The sequence below is a fragment of the Streptomyces sp. NPDC057682 genome (assembly GCF_042799575.1).
In the GTDB taxonomy this organism is placed as follows: domain Bacteria; phylum Actinomycetota; class Actinomycetes; order Streptomycetales; family Streptomycetaceae; genus Streptomyces.
Genome location: NZ_JBHVIN010000008.1, coordinates 259212 through 277627 on the forward strand (window position 1 = coordinate 259212; position 18416 = coordinate 277627).

Annotated in this window: 10 protein-coding genes; 2 read left to right on the top strand and 8 right to left on the bottom strand. The window is 73.0% G+C overall.

Going from position 1 to position 18416, the window contains the following annotated elements; genetic code table 11:
• Positions 1-308 precede the first annotated feature (308 nt).
• The 6 genes from ACFVDM_RS17315 to ACFVDM_RS17340 all read right to left on the bottom strand — a co-directional run bounded on the left by ACFVDM_RS17315 (position 309) and on the right by ACFVDM_RS17340 (position 13335).
• Positions 309-2132, bottom strand: coding sequence for a GMC oxidoreductase (locus ACFVDM_RS17315; RefSeq protein WP_383639838.1), 1824 nt, complete (start codon positions 2130-2132; stop codon positions 309-311).
• A 128-nt stretch (positions 2133-2260) separates the two neighbouring features.
• Positions 2261-3883 (bottom strand): succinic semialdehyde dehydrogenase, encoded by a 1623-nt coding sequence (locus ACFVDM_RS17320; protein WP_383639841.1) that lies wholly within the window; start codon positions 3881-3883, stop codon positions 2261-2263.
• 145 nt (positions 3884-4028) lie between these two features.
• Positions 4029-5789 carry a serine/threonine-protein kinase gene (locus ACFVDM_RS17325; RefSeq protein WP_383639844.1) on the bottom strand — a complete coding sequence of 587 codons (1761 nt, stop codon included), beginning with the start codon at positions 5787-5789 and terminating at the stop codon, positions 4029-4031.
• Positions 5790-5969: 180 nt separating this feature from the next.
• Entirely contained in the window at positions 5970-9188 is a 3219-nt protein-coding gene (locus ACFVDM_RS17330) for a protein kinase (protein ID WP_383639847.1), read from the bottom strand.
• Positions 9189-9405: 217 nt separating this feature from the next.
• The gene (locus ACFVDM_RS17335; RefSeq protein ID WP_383639850.1) at positions 9406-11319 is read right to left on the bottom strand and encodes a serine/threonine-protein kinase; all 1914 of its coding nucleotides are present in this window, start codon (positions 11317-11319) and stop codon (positions 9406-9408) included.
• A gap of 309 nt (positions 11320-11628) precedes the next feature.
• Positions 11629-13335 carry a glycerol-3-phosphate dehydrogenase/oxidase gene (locus ACFVDM_RS17340; protein ID WP_383639853.1) on the bottom strand — a complete coding sequence of 569 codons (1707 nt, stop codon included), beginning with the start codon at positions 13333-13335 and terminating at the stop codon, positions 11629-11631.
• Positions 13336-13584: 249 nt separating this feature from the next.
• Here ACFVDM_RS17340 and ACFVDM_RS17345 point away from each other — a divergent pair, with 249 nt between their 5' ends.
• Both ACFVDM_RS17345 and ACFVDM_RS17350 read left to right on the top strand, forming a co-directional pair.
• Positions 13585-14847 carry a nucleotide sugar dehydrogenase gene (locus ACFVDM_RS17345; protein ID WP_383639856.1) on the top strand — a complete coding sequence of 421 codons (1263 nt, stop codon included), beginning with the start codon at positions 13585-13587 and terminating at the stop codon, positions 14845-14847.
• Positions 14848-14955: 108 nt separating this feature from the next.
• Positions 14956-15552, top strand: a complete 597-nt coding sequence (locus ACFVDM_RS17350) for a hypothetical protein (RefSeq protein ID WP_383639859.1) — start codon at positions 14956-14958, stop codon at positions 15550-15552.
• 78 nt (positions 15553-15630) lie between these two features.
• On the opposite strand, the gene ACFVDM_RS17355 is transcribed toward ACFVDM_RS17350, so the two are convergent.
• Both ACFVDM_RS17355 and guaB read right to left on the bottom strand, forming a co-directional pair.
• Entirely contained in the window at positions 15631-16755 is a 1125-nt protein-coding gene (locus ACFVDM_RS17355) for a GuaB3 family IMP dehydrogenase-related protein (RefSeq protein ID WP_383639862.1), read from the bottom strand.
• Positions 16756-16860: 105 nt separating this feature from the next.
• Positions 16861-18363 carry an IMP dehydrogenase gene (guaB, locus tag ACFVDM_RS17360; RefSeq protein WP_383639865.1) on the bottom strand — a complete coding sequence of 501 codons (1503 nt, stop codon included), beginning with the start codon at positions 18361-18363 and terminating at the stop codon, positions 16861-16863.
• Positions 18364-18416 lie beyond the last annotated feature (53 nt).

Genomic DNA, 18416 nt, shown 5'->3' on the forward strand with positions numbered 1-18416 from the left:
GGGAACGGTGTGGCTGCCGTGGCAGCGACACGAGTTCGACCCCGGGGCCGCGCGAACAGTTGCGCGGGGCCAGGTCACGGATTGGGTACGCCGGAGCGCCACCGCCGATCAGAAAACGTGAGCGGCGTCACATAAGGATTCTGTGAACTCGGGGACAACCATTGGGGGGCCCGGCAGGTCATGCATGCGGAACCACCGGTCACTCCCGTTTCACGGGACCGCCGGTTGAGCGTGAGGGGCTGCACTCGGAGGGGGGTGCAGCCCCTTCTGCTTGTCCGGTGTCCGGGTTCCGTCGCGCCGGTGGGGGCTCAGGCCTTCTTCGGGGGCACCGCCGGCATCCCGAGGAACGGCAGCCGCAGCGCTCCGAAGGCCTCCTCGGGGACGGCCGGGGCCTGGGGCGCGACCGCCTTCAGCCGGGTGTACGCCTCGCCCTGCTCCGGGCGCGCGTCGGGCTCGCCCTTGTTGGGCCAGAAGGACATCGCCCGCTCGGCCTGGGCCGTGATCGTCAGCGAGGGGTTGACGCCCAGGTTGGCGGAGACCGCGGAACCGTCCACGACGGAGATGCCCGGGTGGCCGAACAGCCGGTGGTACGGGTCGATGACCCCCTCCTCGGCGCTCGCGCCGATCGGGCAGCCGCCGAGGAAGTGTGCGGTGAGCGGGGTCCCCATCAGCTCACCGATGTTGGAACCGGGGAAGCCGTTGATCTCCTCGGCCAGCAGCGAGGCGCTCCGCGTCGCCTCGGCTATCTGCGTCGGGTTCGGGGCACCGTGGCCCTGGCGGGCGGTGAGCAGTCCCTTCCCGATGCCGCGCGGCTTGCGGTACGCGGTCAGGGAGTTGTCGAGCGACTGCATGACGAGCCCGATGATGGTGCGTTCCGACCACTTCCGGTTGGAGAGCGAACGCACGGCGAGCGTGGGGTGCTTGGCCAGGCTGCCGAACCACGCCAGGACGCGGTGGGTGCTGTAGGGCACCTGGAGGATGGTCAGCCCGCCCATCGCGTTGGATCCCCTGCCGTAGCGGACCGGTTCGATATGGGTGTTCTCGTCGGGGTGGATGGACGAGGTGATCGCGACGCCCCGGGTGAAGTCCGCTTTCGTTCCGTGCTTCTTCCGGTAGCGGCGGTCGGAGGTCTGCGCGCCGACCAGGCCCTCGGAGTTGGTCCGGGTCAGTTCGCCGAGACGGGCCGAGAGCCGGGGCAGCAGCCCCCGGTCCTTCATGGTGTGCAGCAGGGTCTGTGTGCCGTACGTGCCCGCCGCCACGACCACCTTCCGGGCGCGCAGCCGGGTGGGCCGCGCCTTCCTGCGGCGGTCGGTCGGCACGGTGGAGACGAGGTAGCCGCCCTCGGGGTCGTCGGTGACGGCGACGACGGAGGTCATCGGGTGTATGACCGCACCGGCCTTCTCGGCGAGGTGGAGGTAGTTCTCGTTGAGTGTGTTCTTCGCTCCGTGCCGGCAACCGGTCATGCACTCACCGCACTCGGTGCACGCCTTGCGGGCCGGGCCGACGCCGCCGAAGTACGGGTCGGCGACCGTACCTCCCGGTTCGGCCTTCGCCGTGCCGTCGGCGTCCTTCCCGTCGCCGAAGAAGACGCCGACGGGGGCCAGGTGGAAGGTGTCCCCCACGCCCATGGCCTCGGCGGCGGCCTTCAGATGGACGTCGGACGGGGTCGTCGTCGGGTTGAGCCGGACCCCGAGCATGCGCCGGGCCTGGTCGTAGTACGGCTTCAGCTCGTCCTGCCAGTCGGTGATGTGGGCCCACTGACGGTCCTGGAAGAACGGCGCGGGCGGCACGTACAGCGTGTTGGCGTAGTTGAGCGAACCGCCGCCCACCCCGGCCCCGGCCAGCACCATCACCTTGCCGAGCAGATGCACGCGCTGGATGCCGAACAGCCCGAGCGCGGGCGCCCAGAGGTAGTTCTTCAGGTCCCAGGAGTTCTTCGGCAGGGTGCCCGGGGTGAAGCGGCGGCCCGCCTCCAGGACGCCGACCCGGTAGCCCTTCTCACTCAGCCGCAGCGCCGACACCGCGCCGCCGAAGCCCGAACCGACGACGAGCACGTCGTAGTCGTATCCCTCGTCATCGGCCGCACCGGCCGCCGCTGCGGCCCGCTTCCGGGCAGGGCTGTCCTGGGACATGGCACTCCTCCGTACGAAAGGGACAGATGTGGTGCGGGACTCCGTGCAAACGATCAGCCGATCGATCAACCGATCAATCGAAAGTCCGAAAGCGCCGAAACGCTCAAGCGATCACAAAGCGCACACGGTCAGCGCAAACGAAAGGCCTTCATGGCCTTCAGGCTGCGGCTCATGAACGCGGCGTACTTCGCGTCGTCCATCCCGAACGACGGGGCGAGCGGCATCAGCCGCTGCTGGGCGACCGTCTGGGCCTCGGTGTACTTGAGGATGCCCTCGGAGCCGTGACGACGGCCGAGGCCGGAGTCCTTCATGCCGCCCATCGGGGACTGCACGCTGCCGTACGCGGGTGCGTACCCCTCGTTGATGTTGACCGTGCCGGTGCGCAGCCGGGCGGCGACCCGGTGGCCGCGCCGGCCGTCCTTGGTCCAGACGCTGGAGTTGAGGCCGTACGGGGTGGCGTTGGCCAGCTCGACGACCTCGTCCTCGTCGCGGAACCGGTAGACGGAGACGACGGGGCCGAAGGTCTCCTCGCCGCAGACGGCCATCGGAGCCTCGACGCCCTCCAGGATGGTCGGCTCGTAGAACAGCGGGCCGATGTCGGGGCGGGCGACGCCGCCGGCGACGAGCGTGGCGCCCTTCTCGACGGCCTCGGCGACATGGCGGCTGACGGTCTCCAGCTGGCGCTCACCGACGAGGGAGCCCATGTCCGCGCCGTAGGCGAGGGAGTTACCGAGCCGCATCGCCTTGGTCCGGGCGGCGAACCGGGCCACGAAGTCGTCGGCGACCGACTCGTGGACGTACAACCGCTCGATGGAGATGCAGAGCTGGCCGGCCGAGGAGAAGCAGGCGCGGACGGCTCCGGCGGCGGCCTTCTCCACGTCGGCGTCGGCGAGGACCAGCATGGCGTTCTTGCCGCCGAGTTCCAGGGAGACGCCGACGAGCCGGGCGGCGGCGCCCTGGGCGACCTCGCGGCCGGTGCGGGTGGAGCCGGTGAAGGAGACGTAGTCGGCGTGCTTGACGACCTCGGGGCCGACGACGGGTCCCTCGCCGAGCACCACCTGGAAGACCTCGGCGGGCAGACCGGCCTCGATCAGCAGGTCACGGGCCCACAGCGCGGTCAGCGCGGTCTCCGTGTCCGGCTTCATCACCACGGCGTTGCCCGAGACGAACGCGGGCAGCGCGTCGCCGACGGACAGTTCCAGGGGGTAGTTCCACGGTGCGATCTGGCCGACGACTCCGCGCGGCTGGCGCAGTTCGGTGACCTTGGTGAGGGTCGGGACGACACCGGTGTGCCGCTTGGGCTTCAGATACGCGGAGGCGCGGCGCCCGTAGTGGCGGGCGGCGACGGCGACGGCCTGCACCTCCTCGTGGGCGTGCAGCCGGGCCTTGCCGGTCTCCAGCTGGATGAGGTCGAGGACCTCGGACTGGCGGGCGAGGACGAGGTCGTGGAAGCGCAGCAGCACGGCGGCCCGGTTCCGGACCGGGGTGGCGGCCCAGGCGGGCTGGGCGGCGCGGGCCCGGCCGAAGGCCTCGCTCACGTCCTCGGGGGTGGACTCGGGCAGGTCGGCCAGCTTGTCGCCGGTGAACGGCGTGTGGTTGGCGGTGCGGCCGGAGCCGACGACGCCACGGGTCAGCCGGGCGACCACCTCGGGCGTCACGACGTCGGCGGCCGTACGCACCCCGGCGGGCGCGGCGGCCACCGGGTTGGTGCCGGCGGCGGGGGTGGGCGTGGAGACCTGCGAGTCCGTCATGAGGGCGAGAGTACGTCGCGCCGGATGCTTTGGGTACCCGTGGGTAACAGCTTTTCACAGTTCCCCCGGGAGCCCTGCCCACCGCCCACCGATCCAGCCAGTAGCTACTGGCTGAATAACCGCTGATCAGGGGCGTTATCCGTCCTCAGCCGGTTTCCTCGGGCGCCTTCCAGCTGCGCAGCATGGTGTTGAACCGGTCCCTGGTGATGTCCCAGTCGTCGGCCGGTCCGGTCATGTACAGCGCGTATTCGGGGCCGCCCTCCTGCGCGTAGTACATCTGGTCGATCGCGTGCCGCTTCTCGCCGTTCTTCTCCGTCCACGTGAACTCCCAGATCGATCCGGGGCAGTCGCGGTAGACGTTGCTGTTCATCTCCAGGTTCACGTAGTCCGGCAGCCGCTTGCTGAGGCTCGTCTCCAGGTTCTGCATATGGGTGTACGAGTCCTCGAAATCGGGCGCCGGGTCGACGCTGATCCGGAGGTAGTGCACGCCGCCGTCCGGGGTGTAGTCGATGTTGGTGCCCTCCACCCGGCGCTCCCAGCCGATCGGCATGAGGATGCTGAACCCGGAGGGGTCCTGCACGCGCCGCCAGCCGTCCGGGACGGTCGGATCGCCGGAGGCCGAGGGGCTGGGCTTCGGGGAGGGGCTGGCCGTGGGCTTCGGGGTGGCCGGGCCGGGCGAGCGGGTGCCGTGGGTGGCGGTGCCGTCACCGCGTCCGGTCGGTTCGCCCTCCGCCCGGTTCGCGTACAGCATCGCGGCGATGCCCGCGCCACCACCGAGCAGGGCCGCCAGGGCGATGACGAGGAACGTCGTCCGGCCCCGCCCCTTCGGCCGGCGGCCCGCCGGGGCGGGAGCGCCGCCGGGAACGGGGCCGGGCGGCGGGACGGCGCCCGGGTACGGGAGCTGGGCCGTGGAGCCGTGCTGCGCCGGGCCGGGCACCTGGCCGTGGGAGACCGTTCCGTGCGGGGCCGTTCCGTGCGGGGCCGTTCCGTGCGGGGCCGTTCCGTGCGGCGTCGGGGCGACGGCCGTGCCGTCGGCGCCCAGCGAGCGCATCAGGTCGTCCGGGATGTGCTGGGTGGGGACGTACGCCTGCGCCGAGCGGGGTTCGCGCCCCTCCATGGCCTCCAGGAGCATCCGCTCCGTCTCGGCCGCCGAGGGCCGGTCCTCGGGCTCCTTGCGCAGCAGTGCGGTGATGACGGTGCCCAGGGCCCCGGCGCGGGTGGGCGGCGGCGGTTCCTCGGTGACGACGGCCTGCATGGTCGATATCGGGGACGTACGGCGGAACGGCGAGCGCCCCTCGACGGCCGTGTACAGCGTGGCGCCCAGTGACCACAGGTCGGAGGCCGGGCCGGGATCGCCGCCCCTTACCCGCTCGGGGGCCAGATAGTCGATGGATCCGACCAGTTCACCGGTCCGGGTGATGGTCGAGTCGCCCTCGATGGCGGCGATCCCGAAGTCGGTGAGCAGCACCCGGCCGTCCCGGGCGAGCAGCACGTTGCCCGGCTTCACGTCGCGGTGCAGGACCCCGGCGCTGTGCGCGGCGCGCAGGGCGCCCAGGACGTGGAGGCCGATCCGGGCCGCCTCGCGGGGCTCGACCTCGCCGGTCTCCTTGGCCCGGTCGGCGAGGGACGGGCCGTCGACGTACTGCATGACGATCCACGGCCGGTGGTCGTACTGGATCACGTCGTGGACGGTGACCACGCCCGGGTGCGTGATGCGGGCGGCGGCCCGCGCCTCCTTCTGGGTGCGCTGGTGCAGCACGTCCCGGTCCGCCTCGGCGACGAACTGTCCCGCCGTCAGCTCCTTGACCGCGACGGTGCGGTGCAGCACCTCGTCGTGCGCGCGCCAGACCTTCCCCATGCCGCCGCGCCCGAGCACCTCGCCGAGCCGGTACCTGCCGGCCAGCAAGAGTCCCGCTTCCGTTCCCTGTGATCGATCCACGTGTCCCCGCCCCGTTCCTTCGGATGACAGGTTACGGAGCACAGGCGCGGCCACGGAACCTCGCACCGCGCACGAGACCGCACTGTGATGCTTGTCGCGCACCTCGCGGGGCGCGGCTCACGGGGCGGCGGACGTCACCCCGTCACGTCACCCCGTCACACGGTAGGAGACGCTGGCCTGTTGGTAGATGGCGTCGACCTTGTCCTGCTCGCCCACCGGGCCGATGACCTGAAGCACGTGGTAGCGGCCCTCGACGATCATCACGAGATTGCGCACGACGACCTCGCGACCGGACTCCTTCCAGGTGAACCGGCCTTCCGCCATGGCCTGCTGACCGACGTCGATCCTCCGCAGCCCGCTCGACGTGGCCGACCCGGAGTCACGGTACGGCGACAACTCCGGCTCGGTGTCCCGCTGGTAGTCCAAGGGGTCGGCGCCGGAGGCCGCCGTGTCGCGGCCGGGCACGATCACCGCCCGGAAGCCGCCGTCCCCGTAGGTGATCCGGCGGTCGGCGGTGGGCGGGACGCGCTTCCAGGACTTGGGCAGTCCGATCTCGAAGCCCTCCGCGTCCTTGCGGAGCGTGTAACCGGACGGCAGGGCGACGGCGGAGCGGCTGGTCTGCGGCTGCTGCGCTCCGGCGGTCCCCGAGGACTGCGGATCGCCGGAGCCGCCGGGGTCCGGTGCGGGCGCGCCCGTCGCGGTACGGGACGGGTCGGGGCCGTTGCCGTCGTCCGTACCGGCCTTGGGCATGAAGAGCATCGCGTACGCGATCGCCCCGGCCAGGGCCAGCAGGATCAGGACGAGGAGCAGCCGTCCGAGCCGGCGCGGTGCCCGGCCGCCGCCCTGTCCGGGCGGCGGGGTGCGCAGCACCTTGGGTTCCTTGGGGCCGCGCGGTGCGCGGGGGGCCTTCGGCGGTGGCTCCGGACGTTCCCTGGTCTGCCGGTGCCGGGCGTGCGCGCCGCCGCCCTTGCGGGAGCGGCGCTTGCGGACGAGTTCGCCCCGGCGGCGGACGATGGGGAGCTTGGCGGCGTCGGCGGAGGGCAGCGGTACGACGTCGGCCCCGGCCTCCGGTTCGGGCGCGGAGCGGACCAGGGAGCGCAGCCAGCCGCGCAGCTCCTCGAAGTCGGGTCGCTCGGTGGGGTCCTGACGCAGCAGCGACTCCACGACCGGGCGCAGCGGGCCGCACTCCTCGGCGAAGGCGGGGGGCTCGCCGCAGACCATCTGGACGAGTTCGGCGGCGTTGTCCTCGGGGTACGGGGCGTGGCCCTGGACGGCCCGGTACAGCAGGGCGCCGAGCGCCCAGAGGTCGGTGGCGGGGCCGATGGGCGGGGCGAGCTGCCAGTTCTCGTGGACGGGTCCGGCCTGTTCGGGCGCCCAGCGCTCGGTGACGGCGCCGACGACGGCGATCCGGGCCTGGCGGGCGCGCTCGGCGGCCAGGGTGGTGGCCGGGCCCCGGTAGGCGGGGGTGGTGCTCCGGCTGCCGGCGACGATCTCGTCCCAGCGGCCCGGGGAGTCCTTGCGCGCGGCGACGGGCTGCCGCGGGCGCACCGCCGGGGCGGTCTCGCGCCGGGAGTCGGCGCGCAGCGCGTCCTCGCCGGAGCCTCCGGCGGGCACGGGGCGTCCCTGGCCCGGCCCGTCGTTCCAGGTGCCGGTGAGATGGAGCCGCCGGGGCGGTACGGGCCCGGGACCCTCGTCGTAGTCGTCGTCCTCGTCCTCGTCGTCGTACGGGTCCTCATCGAACGCGCCCGGGGCGGCGGTCCCGCCGAGTGGTACGGGCGGTCCGGTGGGCGGGGCGGCCGGTCCGGCCGGGGGCGCGGCCGGCCGGGCGGGCCGCTGGACCGGCAGCGTGCCGGTGTCGGACGTGCCGTCGGCGGCGGCCCGGCGCTCCTCCTCGGTGAGGCGCGCGGCGGCGCGGGCACCGGCCCGGTACGCCGCGATGGCCCCCGCGCGGGCCGCCCTGGTCTGCGCGGCGTTGTCGGCACCGGCGGGCGGTACGGGCAGGCCGGCGGGCGGGACCGGCGGTGCGGCGGGAGCGGGCGGCGGCACGGCCTCCAGTGCCCCGGCCCCGTACGGCCGCACCGGCGCGGACCCCGACGTCCCCGACTCGATGGCGGCGGGCCCCCGCGCCCCGGGCACCCCGGACTCGGCACCGCCCTCCGGCACGCCCGGCGGGCGGGACCCGGCATCGGCACCGCCCTCCAGGGCTCCGGCCCGCCGCTGGGACCCGGAATCCGCGTCATCGCCCGCCGGCACACCACCGGACGGCGCGTAGGAACCGGGCTCACCTTCCGGGGCCCCCGGCCGGGCGTAGGCGTCGAGACCGCTCTCCCCCGCCTCGGACGGGGCGTAGGGGTCGGAGCCCCCCTCCGGGGCCCAGGGCCGGGCGTAGGCGTCGAGACCGCTCTCATCCGCCCCGGACGGCCCGTAGGAACCGGCGCCACCCTCCGAACTCCCGGGCCCGGCGTAGGGATCGCGACCGCTCTCCCCCGCCCCGGACGAGGCATAGGAGTCCGAACCACCCTCCAGCGCCCCGGGCCGGGCATGGGCATCCGGGCCGGCCTCCAACGCCCCGGGCCCGCCGTAGGTGTCGTGGCCGCCCTCCAGAGCCTCCGGCCGGGCATAGGAATCCGGCCCGGCCTCCAACGCTCCTGGCGCGGGCGGTCCGTAAGGGCCGGTCGGTCCGGTGGGGCCGGGTTCCAGGCCCGGCGGGACGTACGGGCCGGTGGGGCCCGACTCTATGCCCGGCGGGCCGTACAGGCCCTCGCCGTCGTCGTCGCGCGGCATCGGCACATAGCCGCACAGCGCCTCCTCCGCAGCCCCGGCCGCGAGGCCGGTCAGCACCACGCGGCCGTCGTCGCAGACGAGGACCGTGCGCACGGTGATGTTGCGGTGGGTCCAGCCGTGGGCGTGCAGCACATGCAGAGCGGCCAGCACGTCGGAGCCGATCTCGGCGGCCCGGAACGGGTTCAGCGGGCGTTCCGCGAGCAGCGCCGCCAGCGGCCGGGCCGCCACCAGTTCGCTCACGATCCACAGCGAGCCCGCCTCGGCGAACACGTCGAAGACCTGGTCCAGGCGGGGGTGATCGGGCACCTGGGCCGCCGCCTGGGCGGCCTCGATGGCGCGCCGGACGGCCGGATCGGAGGAGCGCCGCACGGTCCTCCCGCTGGTGCGCCGTGCCGCCGTCGGCTGTCCGTCCGCGTCGAGCACCTCGGCGTCCACGACCTCCGGCAACGGCACCTGCCGGACCAGGACTTCCTGGCCGCTGTAGGTGTCGAACGCCCGGGTCTCGACCAGTTCGTACTCGTCGGACGGGGGCAGCGGAAGGCGGTAGCGGTCGGCAAGGACCCGACCCGCGTAGTCGTCCACGACGCCTCCCCAGAGCGCGCTGTTCCCCCGGTCACCCGAACCGTACGAAGCCGTCAATTACGGTCGTCCGCCGTGGCCTTGACGTGCGATCCGGCTGCGTACGGTCTTCGGCCTCTCACCATACGTGGCAGGAGGCCGCCGCGCGGCAGGGTCGGCGCAACCCGGCCGGACGGCGGGACCCCGGGGCACGGCCCGGGGCATGACTTTCGGACACGCCCTAGTCGAGCGGCTTGAACGTGTCGAACGCGGTCTTGCGCAGGGAGCGGCATTCGGCGCCGTCCCAGGCGTCGGCCGGGCAGCTGATCATGATCGCGTAGCCGTGCGTGGCGTCGACCTTGAAGCCCCGGTTGACGACCCGGACCCGCTGGCCCTGCTGGGTGCGCTCGAACTGCCAGTCGGCGACTGTCGGGTAGCCGTTGTACTGCACGGCGTTGATGCCCAGGTGGTGGTAGTCGTTGCTGCTGCCCGCGACGGCGCCCCTGGCCGCCCGCCAGGACCCGGCGGCGTCGTCGCCGGGCGAGGAGGTGAAGTCGACCTGGATACGGGGGAAGCCGCCGTCGACGTTGTAGATGGCTCCGGAGTTGGCGCCCGCCGTCTTGTTGAAGCGGAAGTCCTCGGGCATCGCGAGGCTGAAGTGGAACTTCTTGTTCTCGACGGTGCGGAATCCGGCCGGGACCGCCTCGTCGTCCTTCTTCTTGTCGCCGTCCTGGGAGTCGTCCGCGCCGGAGCCCTTGCCGCCGGTGCCGTCCTGCCCGTCCTCGCCCTTGGCGTCCTCGCCCTTGCCCTGCTCCTTGCCGCTGCCCTGTCCGGTGCCCGCGGTGCCGGCGGAGCCGCCGTCGGAGGGGCCCGCCGTGGCGGTCGCCCCGCCCGTGCCCCTGCCCGCGCCGTCGGAGTCCGTGTCGTCCCCGCCGAGGCTGAGGGCGAGGATCGTGCCGAGCACGGCGAGCACGACGACGGCCGCGATGATCGCGAGCGTGCGGCGCGGCACCACATCGGTCAGGGAGGCCCGGGGCGGCGGCACCGGGGAACTCGCCGGGCGCTGCGGCGGCACGGCGGCCGAGGTCCCCGCTCCGCCGCTCCCGGCGGCCGGGGCGGCGGGCCCCGTCCTGGCGTTGCGGACCGAGCGCAGCGCCCCGCGCAGCCGTTCGCGGCCCTCGCCCGCCCCGGCGGACGCGGAAGCGGCCTTCGCGGCCTTCGCGGGTGCCGGGGTGCCGCTCGCCGGAAGGGCCATCACCTGGGTGGCCTCGGCCGGCGGCGGGACCGGCGCGTCCGTCTTCTCGGGGGCGTTGATGACGTCGTTGAGGAGGGCGCGGGCGCCGGCGTCGTCGAGCCGCTGCTCCGGGTCCCGGGCGAGCAGCCCGTAGATGACCTCCTCCAGCGGGCCCGCGTTCTTCGGCGGGTCCAACGGTTCGGTCATCACGGCGGTGAGGGTCGCGATGGCGGAGCCCTTGTCGTAGGGCGGGCAGCCCTCGACGCTCGCGTACAGCAGTCCGCCGAGCGACCACAGGTCGGCGGGCGGTCCCGGCTTGTGCCCGCGGGCGCGCTCCGGGGAGATGTACGAGGGAGCGCCGACGAGCATGCCGGTGGAGGTGACCGAGGGGTCGCCCTCGACCTGGGCGATCCCGAAGTCGGTGAGGACGACCCGGCCGTCCTCGGCGATCAGCACGTTGGACGGCTTCACGTCGCGGTGCAGGATGCCCTCGCGGTGGGCGGAGCGCAGCACGTCGAGGATGGCGAGGCCGACCTCGGCCGCGCGCCTCGGCGTCAGGACGCCGTCCTCGCGGACCGCTTCGGCCAGCGACTTGCCCTCGATGAGCTCCATGACGATCCACGGGCGGTCGTCCTCGTCGACCACGTCGTAGACCGTGACCGCGCCGTTGTTGCGGATCCGGGCGATCGCCTTGGCCTCGCGCAGGGTGCGCGTGATGAGCCGGCGCTTCTCGTCCTCGTCGATGGCCGAGGGAAAGCGCAGTTCCTTGACCGCGACCGTGCGGCCCAGCGTCTCGTCCACGGCACGCCAGACCGTGCCCATACCGCCCCGGCCGAGCACCTCCCCGAGCCGGTAACGCCCCGCAAGGAGTCGTGCGTCCTTGTCCCGCTGGGGCTCCCGTGCCTGCTCAGCCTCCGACATGCGTCCCCTCTGCGATCAACCCGCCCTGGCAGAGCGTTCATTGTCCCTCACCCCCGGGCCGCCTCCGGTGCCGGGGCCGGGGAGCGTGCCGACGGGCCCGGCGGGGGCCTGTCCCCGCCGGATCGGCACCGCGCGGGGCGCTGCCCGCGCCCGCCGCTGAACCCCTGCCCAGCGAACCACATCTCACGCGGTGTCCGGTGCCGCACCCCCGGAATCGGACACGGTACGGCCCGCCGCCCGGACCCGGCCCGGGGCCCGAACCCGCTCCGGGGTCCGGGTCGGGGGCCCGGACCCGGACCCGCCACGGCCTCAGAGCGGCACGATGTCGGGTGCCCCGAGCCGGGCCGCGTCCGCCGTCAGATCGTCCGGCTGGCGCTGCGACTCCCGTTCCGCCTCGACCCGCTTCTCGTAGTGCGTGACCTCCCGTTCGATCTGGTCGGTGTCCCAGCCGAGCCCCCGGGCCATCAGTTCCGCGCAGAGCCGGGCGGAGCGGGTGCCCCGGTCGAAGGTCTCGATGGAGATCCGGGTCCGCCGGGTCAGGACGTCGTCGAGGTGGCGGGCGCCCTCGTGGGAGGCGGCGTAGACGATCTCCGCCTTCAGGTAGTCGTCGGCGGCCGGGAGCGGTTCGCCCATCACCGGGTCGGCGACGATCAGTTCCAGGATCTGCTCGGTCATCGAGCCGTAGCGGTTCAGCAGGTGCTCGACCCGGGCGACGTGCAGTCCGGTGCGGGCGGCGATCCTGGCGCGCGCGTTCCACAGGGCGCGGTAGCCCTCGGCGCCGAGCAGCGGGATGTCCTCGGTGACGCAGGCGGCGACGCGCTGGTCGAGGCCGTGCACCGCCTCGTCGACGGCGTCCTTGGCCATCACCCGGTACGTGGTGTACTTCCCGCCCGCGACGACGACGAGGCCGGGCAGCGGATGGGCCACGGTGTGCTCGCGCGAGAGCTTGCTGGTGGCATCGGACTCACCGGCGAGCAGCGGGCGCAGCCCGGCGTAGACGCCCTGGACGTCGTCGCGGGTGAGCGGGGTGGCGAGGACGGCGTTGACGTGTTCGAGCAGGTAGTCGATGTCGGCGCTGGACGCGGCGGGGTGGGCCTTGTCGAGGTCCCAGTCGGTGTCCGTGGTGCCGACGATCCAGTGGCGTCCCCAGGGGATGACGAAGAGCACGGACTTCTCGGTGCGCAGGATCAGTCCGGTGGAGGAGTGGATGCGGTCCTTGGGGACGACGAGGTGGATGCCCTTGGAGGCCCGGACGTGGAACTGGCCGCGCTCCCCGATCAGGGCCTGGGTGTCGTCCGTCCAGACGCCGGTGGCGTTGACCACCTGTTTGGCCCTGACCTCGTACGTCCCGCCCGCCTCGACGTCCTCCACCCGGGCGCCGACGACGCGCTCGCCCTCGCGCAGGAAGCCGACGACCCGGGCCCGGTTGGCGACGTGCGCGCCGTAGCCCGCGGCGGTGCGCACCAGGGTGGCGACGTAGCGGGCGTCGTCCATCTGGGCGTCGTAGTACTGCAGGGCACCCACCAGCGCGTCGCGCCGGAGCGCCGGGGCGACGCGCAGGGCCTGCCGGCGGGAGAGGTGCCGGTGCACGGGCAGTCCGCGGCCGTGGCCGGAGGAGACGGACATCGCGTCGTAGAGCGCCACGCCCGAGCCCGCGTACAGCCGCTCCCAGCCCTTGTGCCGCAAGGGGTAGAGGAACGGAACGGGCCGCACCAGATGGGGGGCCAGCCGCTCCAGCAGCAGTCCGCGCTCCTTCAGGGCCTCGCGGACGAGGGCGAAGTCGAGCATCTCCAGATAGCGCAGCCCGCCGTGGATCAGCTTGCTCGATCTGCTCGACGTGCCGGAGGCCCAGTCCCGCGCCTCGACGAGTCCGGTCGACAGTCCGCGCGTGACGGCGTCCAGCGCCGTCCCGGCGCCGACCACTCCCGCCCCCACGACCAGCACGTCCAGTTCGCGCTCGGCCATCGCGGCGAGCGCCTCGGCGCGCTCCGCGGGTCCCAGTGTCGCTGTCCTCACCGCTGCCTCCCGGTCGGTCGGGCTGGGTCCGGCACGGGGATGCGGCCCCCGGCCGTCCGGCGGGAGCCCCGTGCCCACCCCTCGATTCTGTCCGCGCTCCGCGACTTCAGCCACCGCCTGTGGACAACACCCGGACGACGGGACCCCCACAATGCGACATATAGGTCATATTTACGCCTAGTCTGACATTGCGTTGTCCCCAGCAGTTGCGCAATCCGTCTCCCGGCCCTAGGGGAGGAGCCCTCCACCATGCCCGCAGACCTCGCCGTCATCGGTCTCGGCCACCTCGGCCTGCCCCTCGCCCAGGCCGCCGTGGCCGCCGGCATCCAGACGGTCGGCTACGACACCGACCCCCGGGCCTACGCCGAGCTGTCCGCCGGCCGCACCCCCGTCGAGGGCTCGCTCACCGCCTCCGAGGTCCGCCGGATGCTCTCCGGCGGCTTCCGCCCCACCACCGACCCGGCCGAACTGGGCCGGGTCCGCACGGCCGTGATCTGCGCCCCCACCCCCCTCGGCCCCGACCGCACCCCCGACCTCACCGCCGTCGGCGACGCGGCCCGCGCCCTGGCCGCCCGGCTGCGCCCGCACACCACCGTGCTGCTGGAATCGGCCGTCCCCCCGGGCACCACCGAGAACGTCCTGCTGCCCCTCCTGGAGGAGGGCTCGGGGCTGCGCGCCGGCCGCGACTTCCACCTCGCCCACTCCCCCAGCCGGCTGGACCCGGGCAACCGCACCCACGGCTACACCGCCACCCCCAAGGTCATCGGCGGCCTCACCCCCGCCTGCACCGAATCGGCCGCCGCCTTCTACGGCCGGCTCACCGACAAGGTGGTCCGCGCCCGGGGACCGCGCGAGGCCGAGATGACCAAGGTCCTGGAGACCAACTTCCGGCATGTGAACATCGCCCTCGTCAACGAGATGGCGGTGCTCTGCCACGACCTCGGCGTCGACCTCTGGGACGTCATCCGGTGCGCCGAGACCAAGCCCTTCGGCTTCGAGCCCTTCCGCCCCGGTCCGGGCGTCGGCGGTCACGGCGTCCCGGTCGACCCGGGCTTCCTCCCGTACGCCGGCCGCACCGCCGGCCCCCCGCTGCGGATGGTCTCGCTCGCCCGGGAGATCAACGACCGGATGCCCGGCTATGTGATCCAGCGCTGCGCCACGCTCCTCAACGAACACGGGAAATCCGTGCGGGGCGCCCGGGTCCTGCTGCTCGGGGTCACCTACAAGCCCGATCTCGCCGACCAGGAGGGCTCACCGGCCCGCGAGATCGCCACCCGGCTGAGGGAGATGGGCGCCCAGATCGGCTACCACGATCCGCACGTCCTGGACTGGCGGGTGCGTGAACTCCCGGTCCCGCGTGCGGAATCGCTCTACGAGGCCGCGGCCGGCGCCGACCTCACGGTGCTGCTCCAGCACCACCGCACGTACGACCTCCAGGGTCTCGCCGTGAAGGCCCAGCTCCTCCTGGACACCCGCGGAGCGACCCCCGCCGGGGCCGCGCACCGGCTCTGATCCCAGTTCTCCCAAGGATTCCGCTGGGTCGATGTCGGATCCGGCTGCTAGCCTGCGGCGTCACTCCTCGCACATTCGTGCGCGCCACCGCCCCAGGGGGAATCCACCATGAGCACGCCCGTTCCACCGCCGAACCCGTACGACGGCCAGCCGCAGCAGCCCTACGGCGCCCCGCAGCCCCAGGGGGGCAATCCGTATCCCCCGCACCCGGGCCAGCCCCAGCCCGGCAATCCGTTCGGCGGCCAGCAGCAGCCCGGCGCCCCCTTCGGCGGTGGCGCCCCGTTCGCGCCCGCGGCCCCGACGCGGGAGAACCCCGGGCTCGGTGTGCTGATCGCGTTCGTCGCGGCCGTCGTCGCGGCCGGGATCTACGGCGCCATCATCGGCGCCACCAAGCACGAGATCGGTTACGCGGCCGTGGGTGTCGGCGCCATTGTCGGCTTCGCCGCGGGCAAGCTCGGCGGACGCAACCCCGTCCTGCCCGTCGCCAGCGCCGCCTTCGCGCTGATCGGCGTCTACCTGGGCCAGCTGCTCGGTGAGGCCATCATCATCAGCAAGCAGCTGCCGCTCTCGGTCACCGAGATCTTCTTCGACCACTTCAGCGACCTGAACAAGGTCTGGAAGGAAGACTCCGACTTCCTCAGCGTGGTCTTCTTCGTGATCGCCGCCGTGGTCGCGTTCTCCACCACCAAGAAGGTGGCCGAGTAACACGGCCGGGCGACCGCCCGAACACGCCGGAGGGCCCGGACCGCACGTGCGGTCCGGGCCCTCCGGCGTACGGGAAGGTCAGCGGCGGTGCTGCGAGTCCGCCACCGTCACCTCGACGCGCTGGAACTCCTTGAGCTCGCTGTAGCCCGTCGTGGCCATCGCCCGGCGCAGCGCGCCGAAGATGTTCATCGAGCCGTCCGGGGTGTGCGAAGGACCGGTCAGGACCTCCTCGGTCGTCCCGACCGTGCCGAGGTCGACCAGCTTGCCGCGCGGCACGTCCTCGTGGACGGCCTCCATGCCCCAGTGCCGGCCGCGGCCGGGGGCGTCCGTGGCGCGGGCCAGCGGGGAGCCCATCATCACGGCGTCGGCGCCGCAGGCGATGGCCTTCGGCAGGTCGCCGGACCAGCCGACACCGCCGTCCGCGATCACGTGCACGTACCGGCCGCCGGACTCGTCCATGTAGTCGCGGCGGGCACCGGCGACATCGGCGACGGCGGTCGCCATCGGGACCTGGATGCCGAAGACGTTGCGCGTGGTGTGCGCGGCGCCGCCGCCGAAGCCGACGAGGACACCGGCCGCGCCCGTACGCATCAGGTGCAGGGCCGCGGTGTACGTGGCGCAGCCGCCGACGATCACCGGGACGTCCAGCTCGTAGATGAACTGCTTCAGGTTGAGCGGCTCGGCGGCGCCCGAGACGTGCTCGGCGGAGACGGTGGTCCCGCGGATGACGAAGATGTCCACGCCCGCGTCGACGACGGCCTTCGAGAACTGGGCGGTGCGCTGCGGGGAGAGCGCGGCGGCGGTGACGACGCCGGAGTCGCGCACCTCCTTGATGCGCTGCCCGATCAGCTCCTCCTGGATGGGGGCGGCGTAGATCTCCTGGAGCCGGCGGGTCGCGGTCGCGGCCGGCATCTCGGCGATCTCGTCGAGCAGGGGCTGCGGGTCCTCGTACCGCGTCCACAGCCCTTCCAGGTTGAGGACGCCCAGACCGCCCAGCTCGCCGATGCGGATGGCGTGCTGCGGGGACACCACGGAGTCCATGGGGGCGGCCAGGAACGGCAGCTCGAAGCGGTAGGCGTCGATCTGCCAGGCGATCGAGACCTCCTTCGGGTCGCGCGTACGGCGGCTCGGGACGACGGCGATGTCGTCGAACGCGTACGCCCGGCGGCCGCGCTTGCCCCGCCCGATCTCGATCTCAGTCACGATGATGTGGCCTTTCCCTCTACGTCTGCGCTGTCCAGTATCCCCGACACGCACGTGAGGGGCGGTCCCGGGAACCCCGGTCCGCCCCTCACCTGCGTTGTCGCGTTACTTCCTGCTGTAGTTCGGTGCCTCGACCGTCATCTGGATGTCGTGCGGGTGGCTCTCCTTGAGGCCCGCCGAGGTGATGCGGACGAAGCGGCCCTTGCTCTCCATCTCGTCGATGGAGGCGGCGCCCACGTAGCCCATGGTCTGGCGGAGGCCGCCGACGAGCTGGTGCAGCACGTTGGCCAGCGGGCCGCGGTAGGGGACCTGGCCCTCGATGCCCTCGGGGACGAGCTTGTCGTCGGAGGAGACCTCGGCCTGGAAGTAGCGGTCCTTCGAGTACGACCGGCCCTGTCCGCGGGACTGCATGGCGCCCAGCGAGCCCATGCCGCGGTACGACTTGAACTGCTTGCCGTTGATGAAGAGCAGCTCGCCCGGGGACTCCTCGCAGCCCGCGAGGAGCGAGCCCAGCATCACGCTGTCGGCGCCGGCGGCGAGCGCCTTGCCGATGTCGCCCGAGTACTGCAGGCCGCCGTCGCCGATGACCGGGACGCCCGCCGCGCGGGCGGCCAGGGCGGCCTCGTAGATCGCGGTGACCTGCGGGACGCCGATGCCGGCGACCACGCGGGTGGTACAGATGGAGCCGGGGCCGACCCCGACCTTGACGCCGTCGACACCGGCGTCGATGAGGGCCTGGGCGCCGTCGCGGGTCGCGACGTTGCCGCCGATGACGTCCACGTTCACGGCCGACTTGATCTTGGCCATCCAGTTGAGCGCGTTGCTGTTGTGGCCGTGCGAGGTGTCGACGATCAGGAAGTCGACGCCCGCCTCGGCCAGCGCCTGGGCGCGGTCGAGCGCCTCGGGGCTCGCGCCCACGGCGGCGCCGACGAGCAGCCGGCCGTCGGCGTCCTTCGCCGCGTTCGGGTACTGCTCGGCCTTCTTGAAGTCCTTGACCGTGATGAGGCCCTTGAGCAGACCCGCCTCGTCGACCAGCGGAAGCTTCTCGATCTTGTGGCGGCGCAGCAGCTCCATGGCGTCCACGCCGGAGATGCCGACCCGGCCCGTGACCAGCGGCATCGGCGTCATGACCTCGCGCACCTGGCGCGAACGGTCCGACTCGAAGGCCATGTCGCGGTTGGTGACGATGCCGAGCAGCTTGCCGGCCCGGTCGGTGACCGGGACGCCGCTGATGCGGAACTTGGCGCAGAGCGCGTCCGCGTCGCCGAGCGTGGCGTCCGGGCCGACCGTGATCGGGTCGGTGACCATGCCGGACTCGGAGCGCTTCACCAGGTCGACCTGGTTGACCTGGTCCTCGACGGACAGGTTGCGGTGCAGCACGCCGACGCCGCCCTGACGGGCCATGGCGATGGCCATGCGGGCCTCGGTCACCTTGTCCATCGCGGCGGAGAGCAGCGGGATGTTGACCCGGACGTTGCGCGAGATGAGCGTCGAGGTGTCGACCGCGTTGGGGAGCACCTCGGATGCGCCCGGCAGCAGCAGCACGTCGTCGTATGTCAGCCCGAGCGTCGCGAATTTCTCGGGCACTCCGTCGACGTTTGCAGTCATGACACCTTCCCCAAATGGCCTTGATCGGTGCGGATGTCCATGCTAACGGCCTC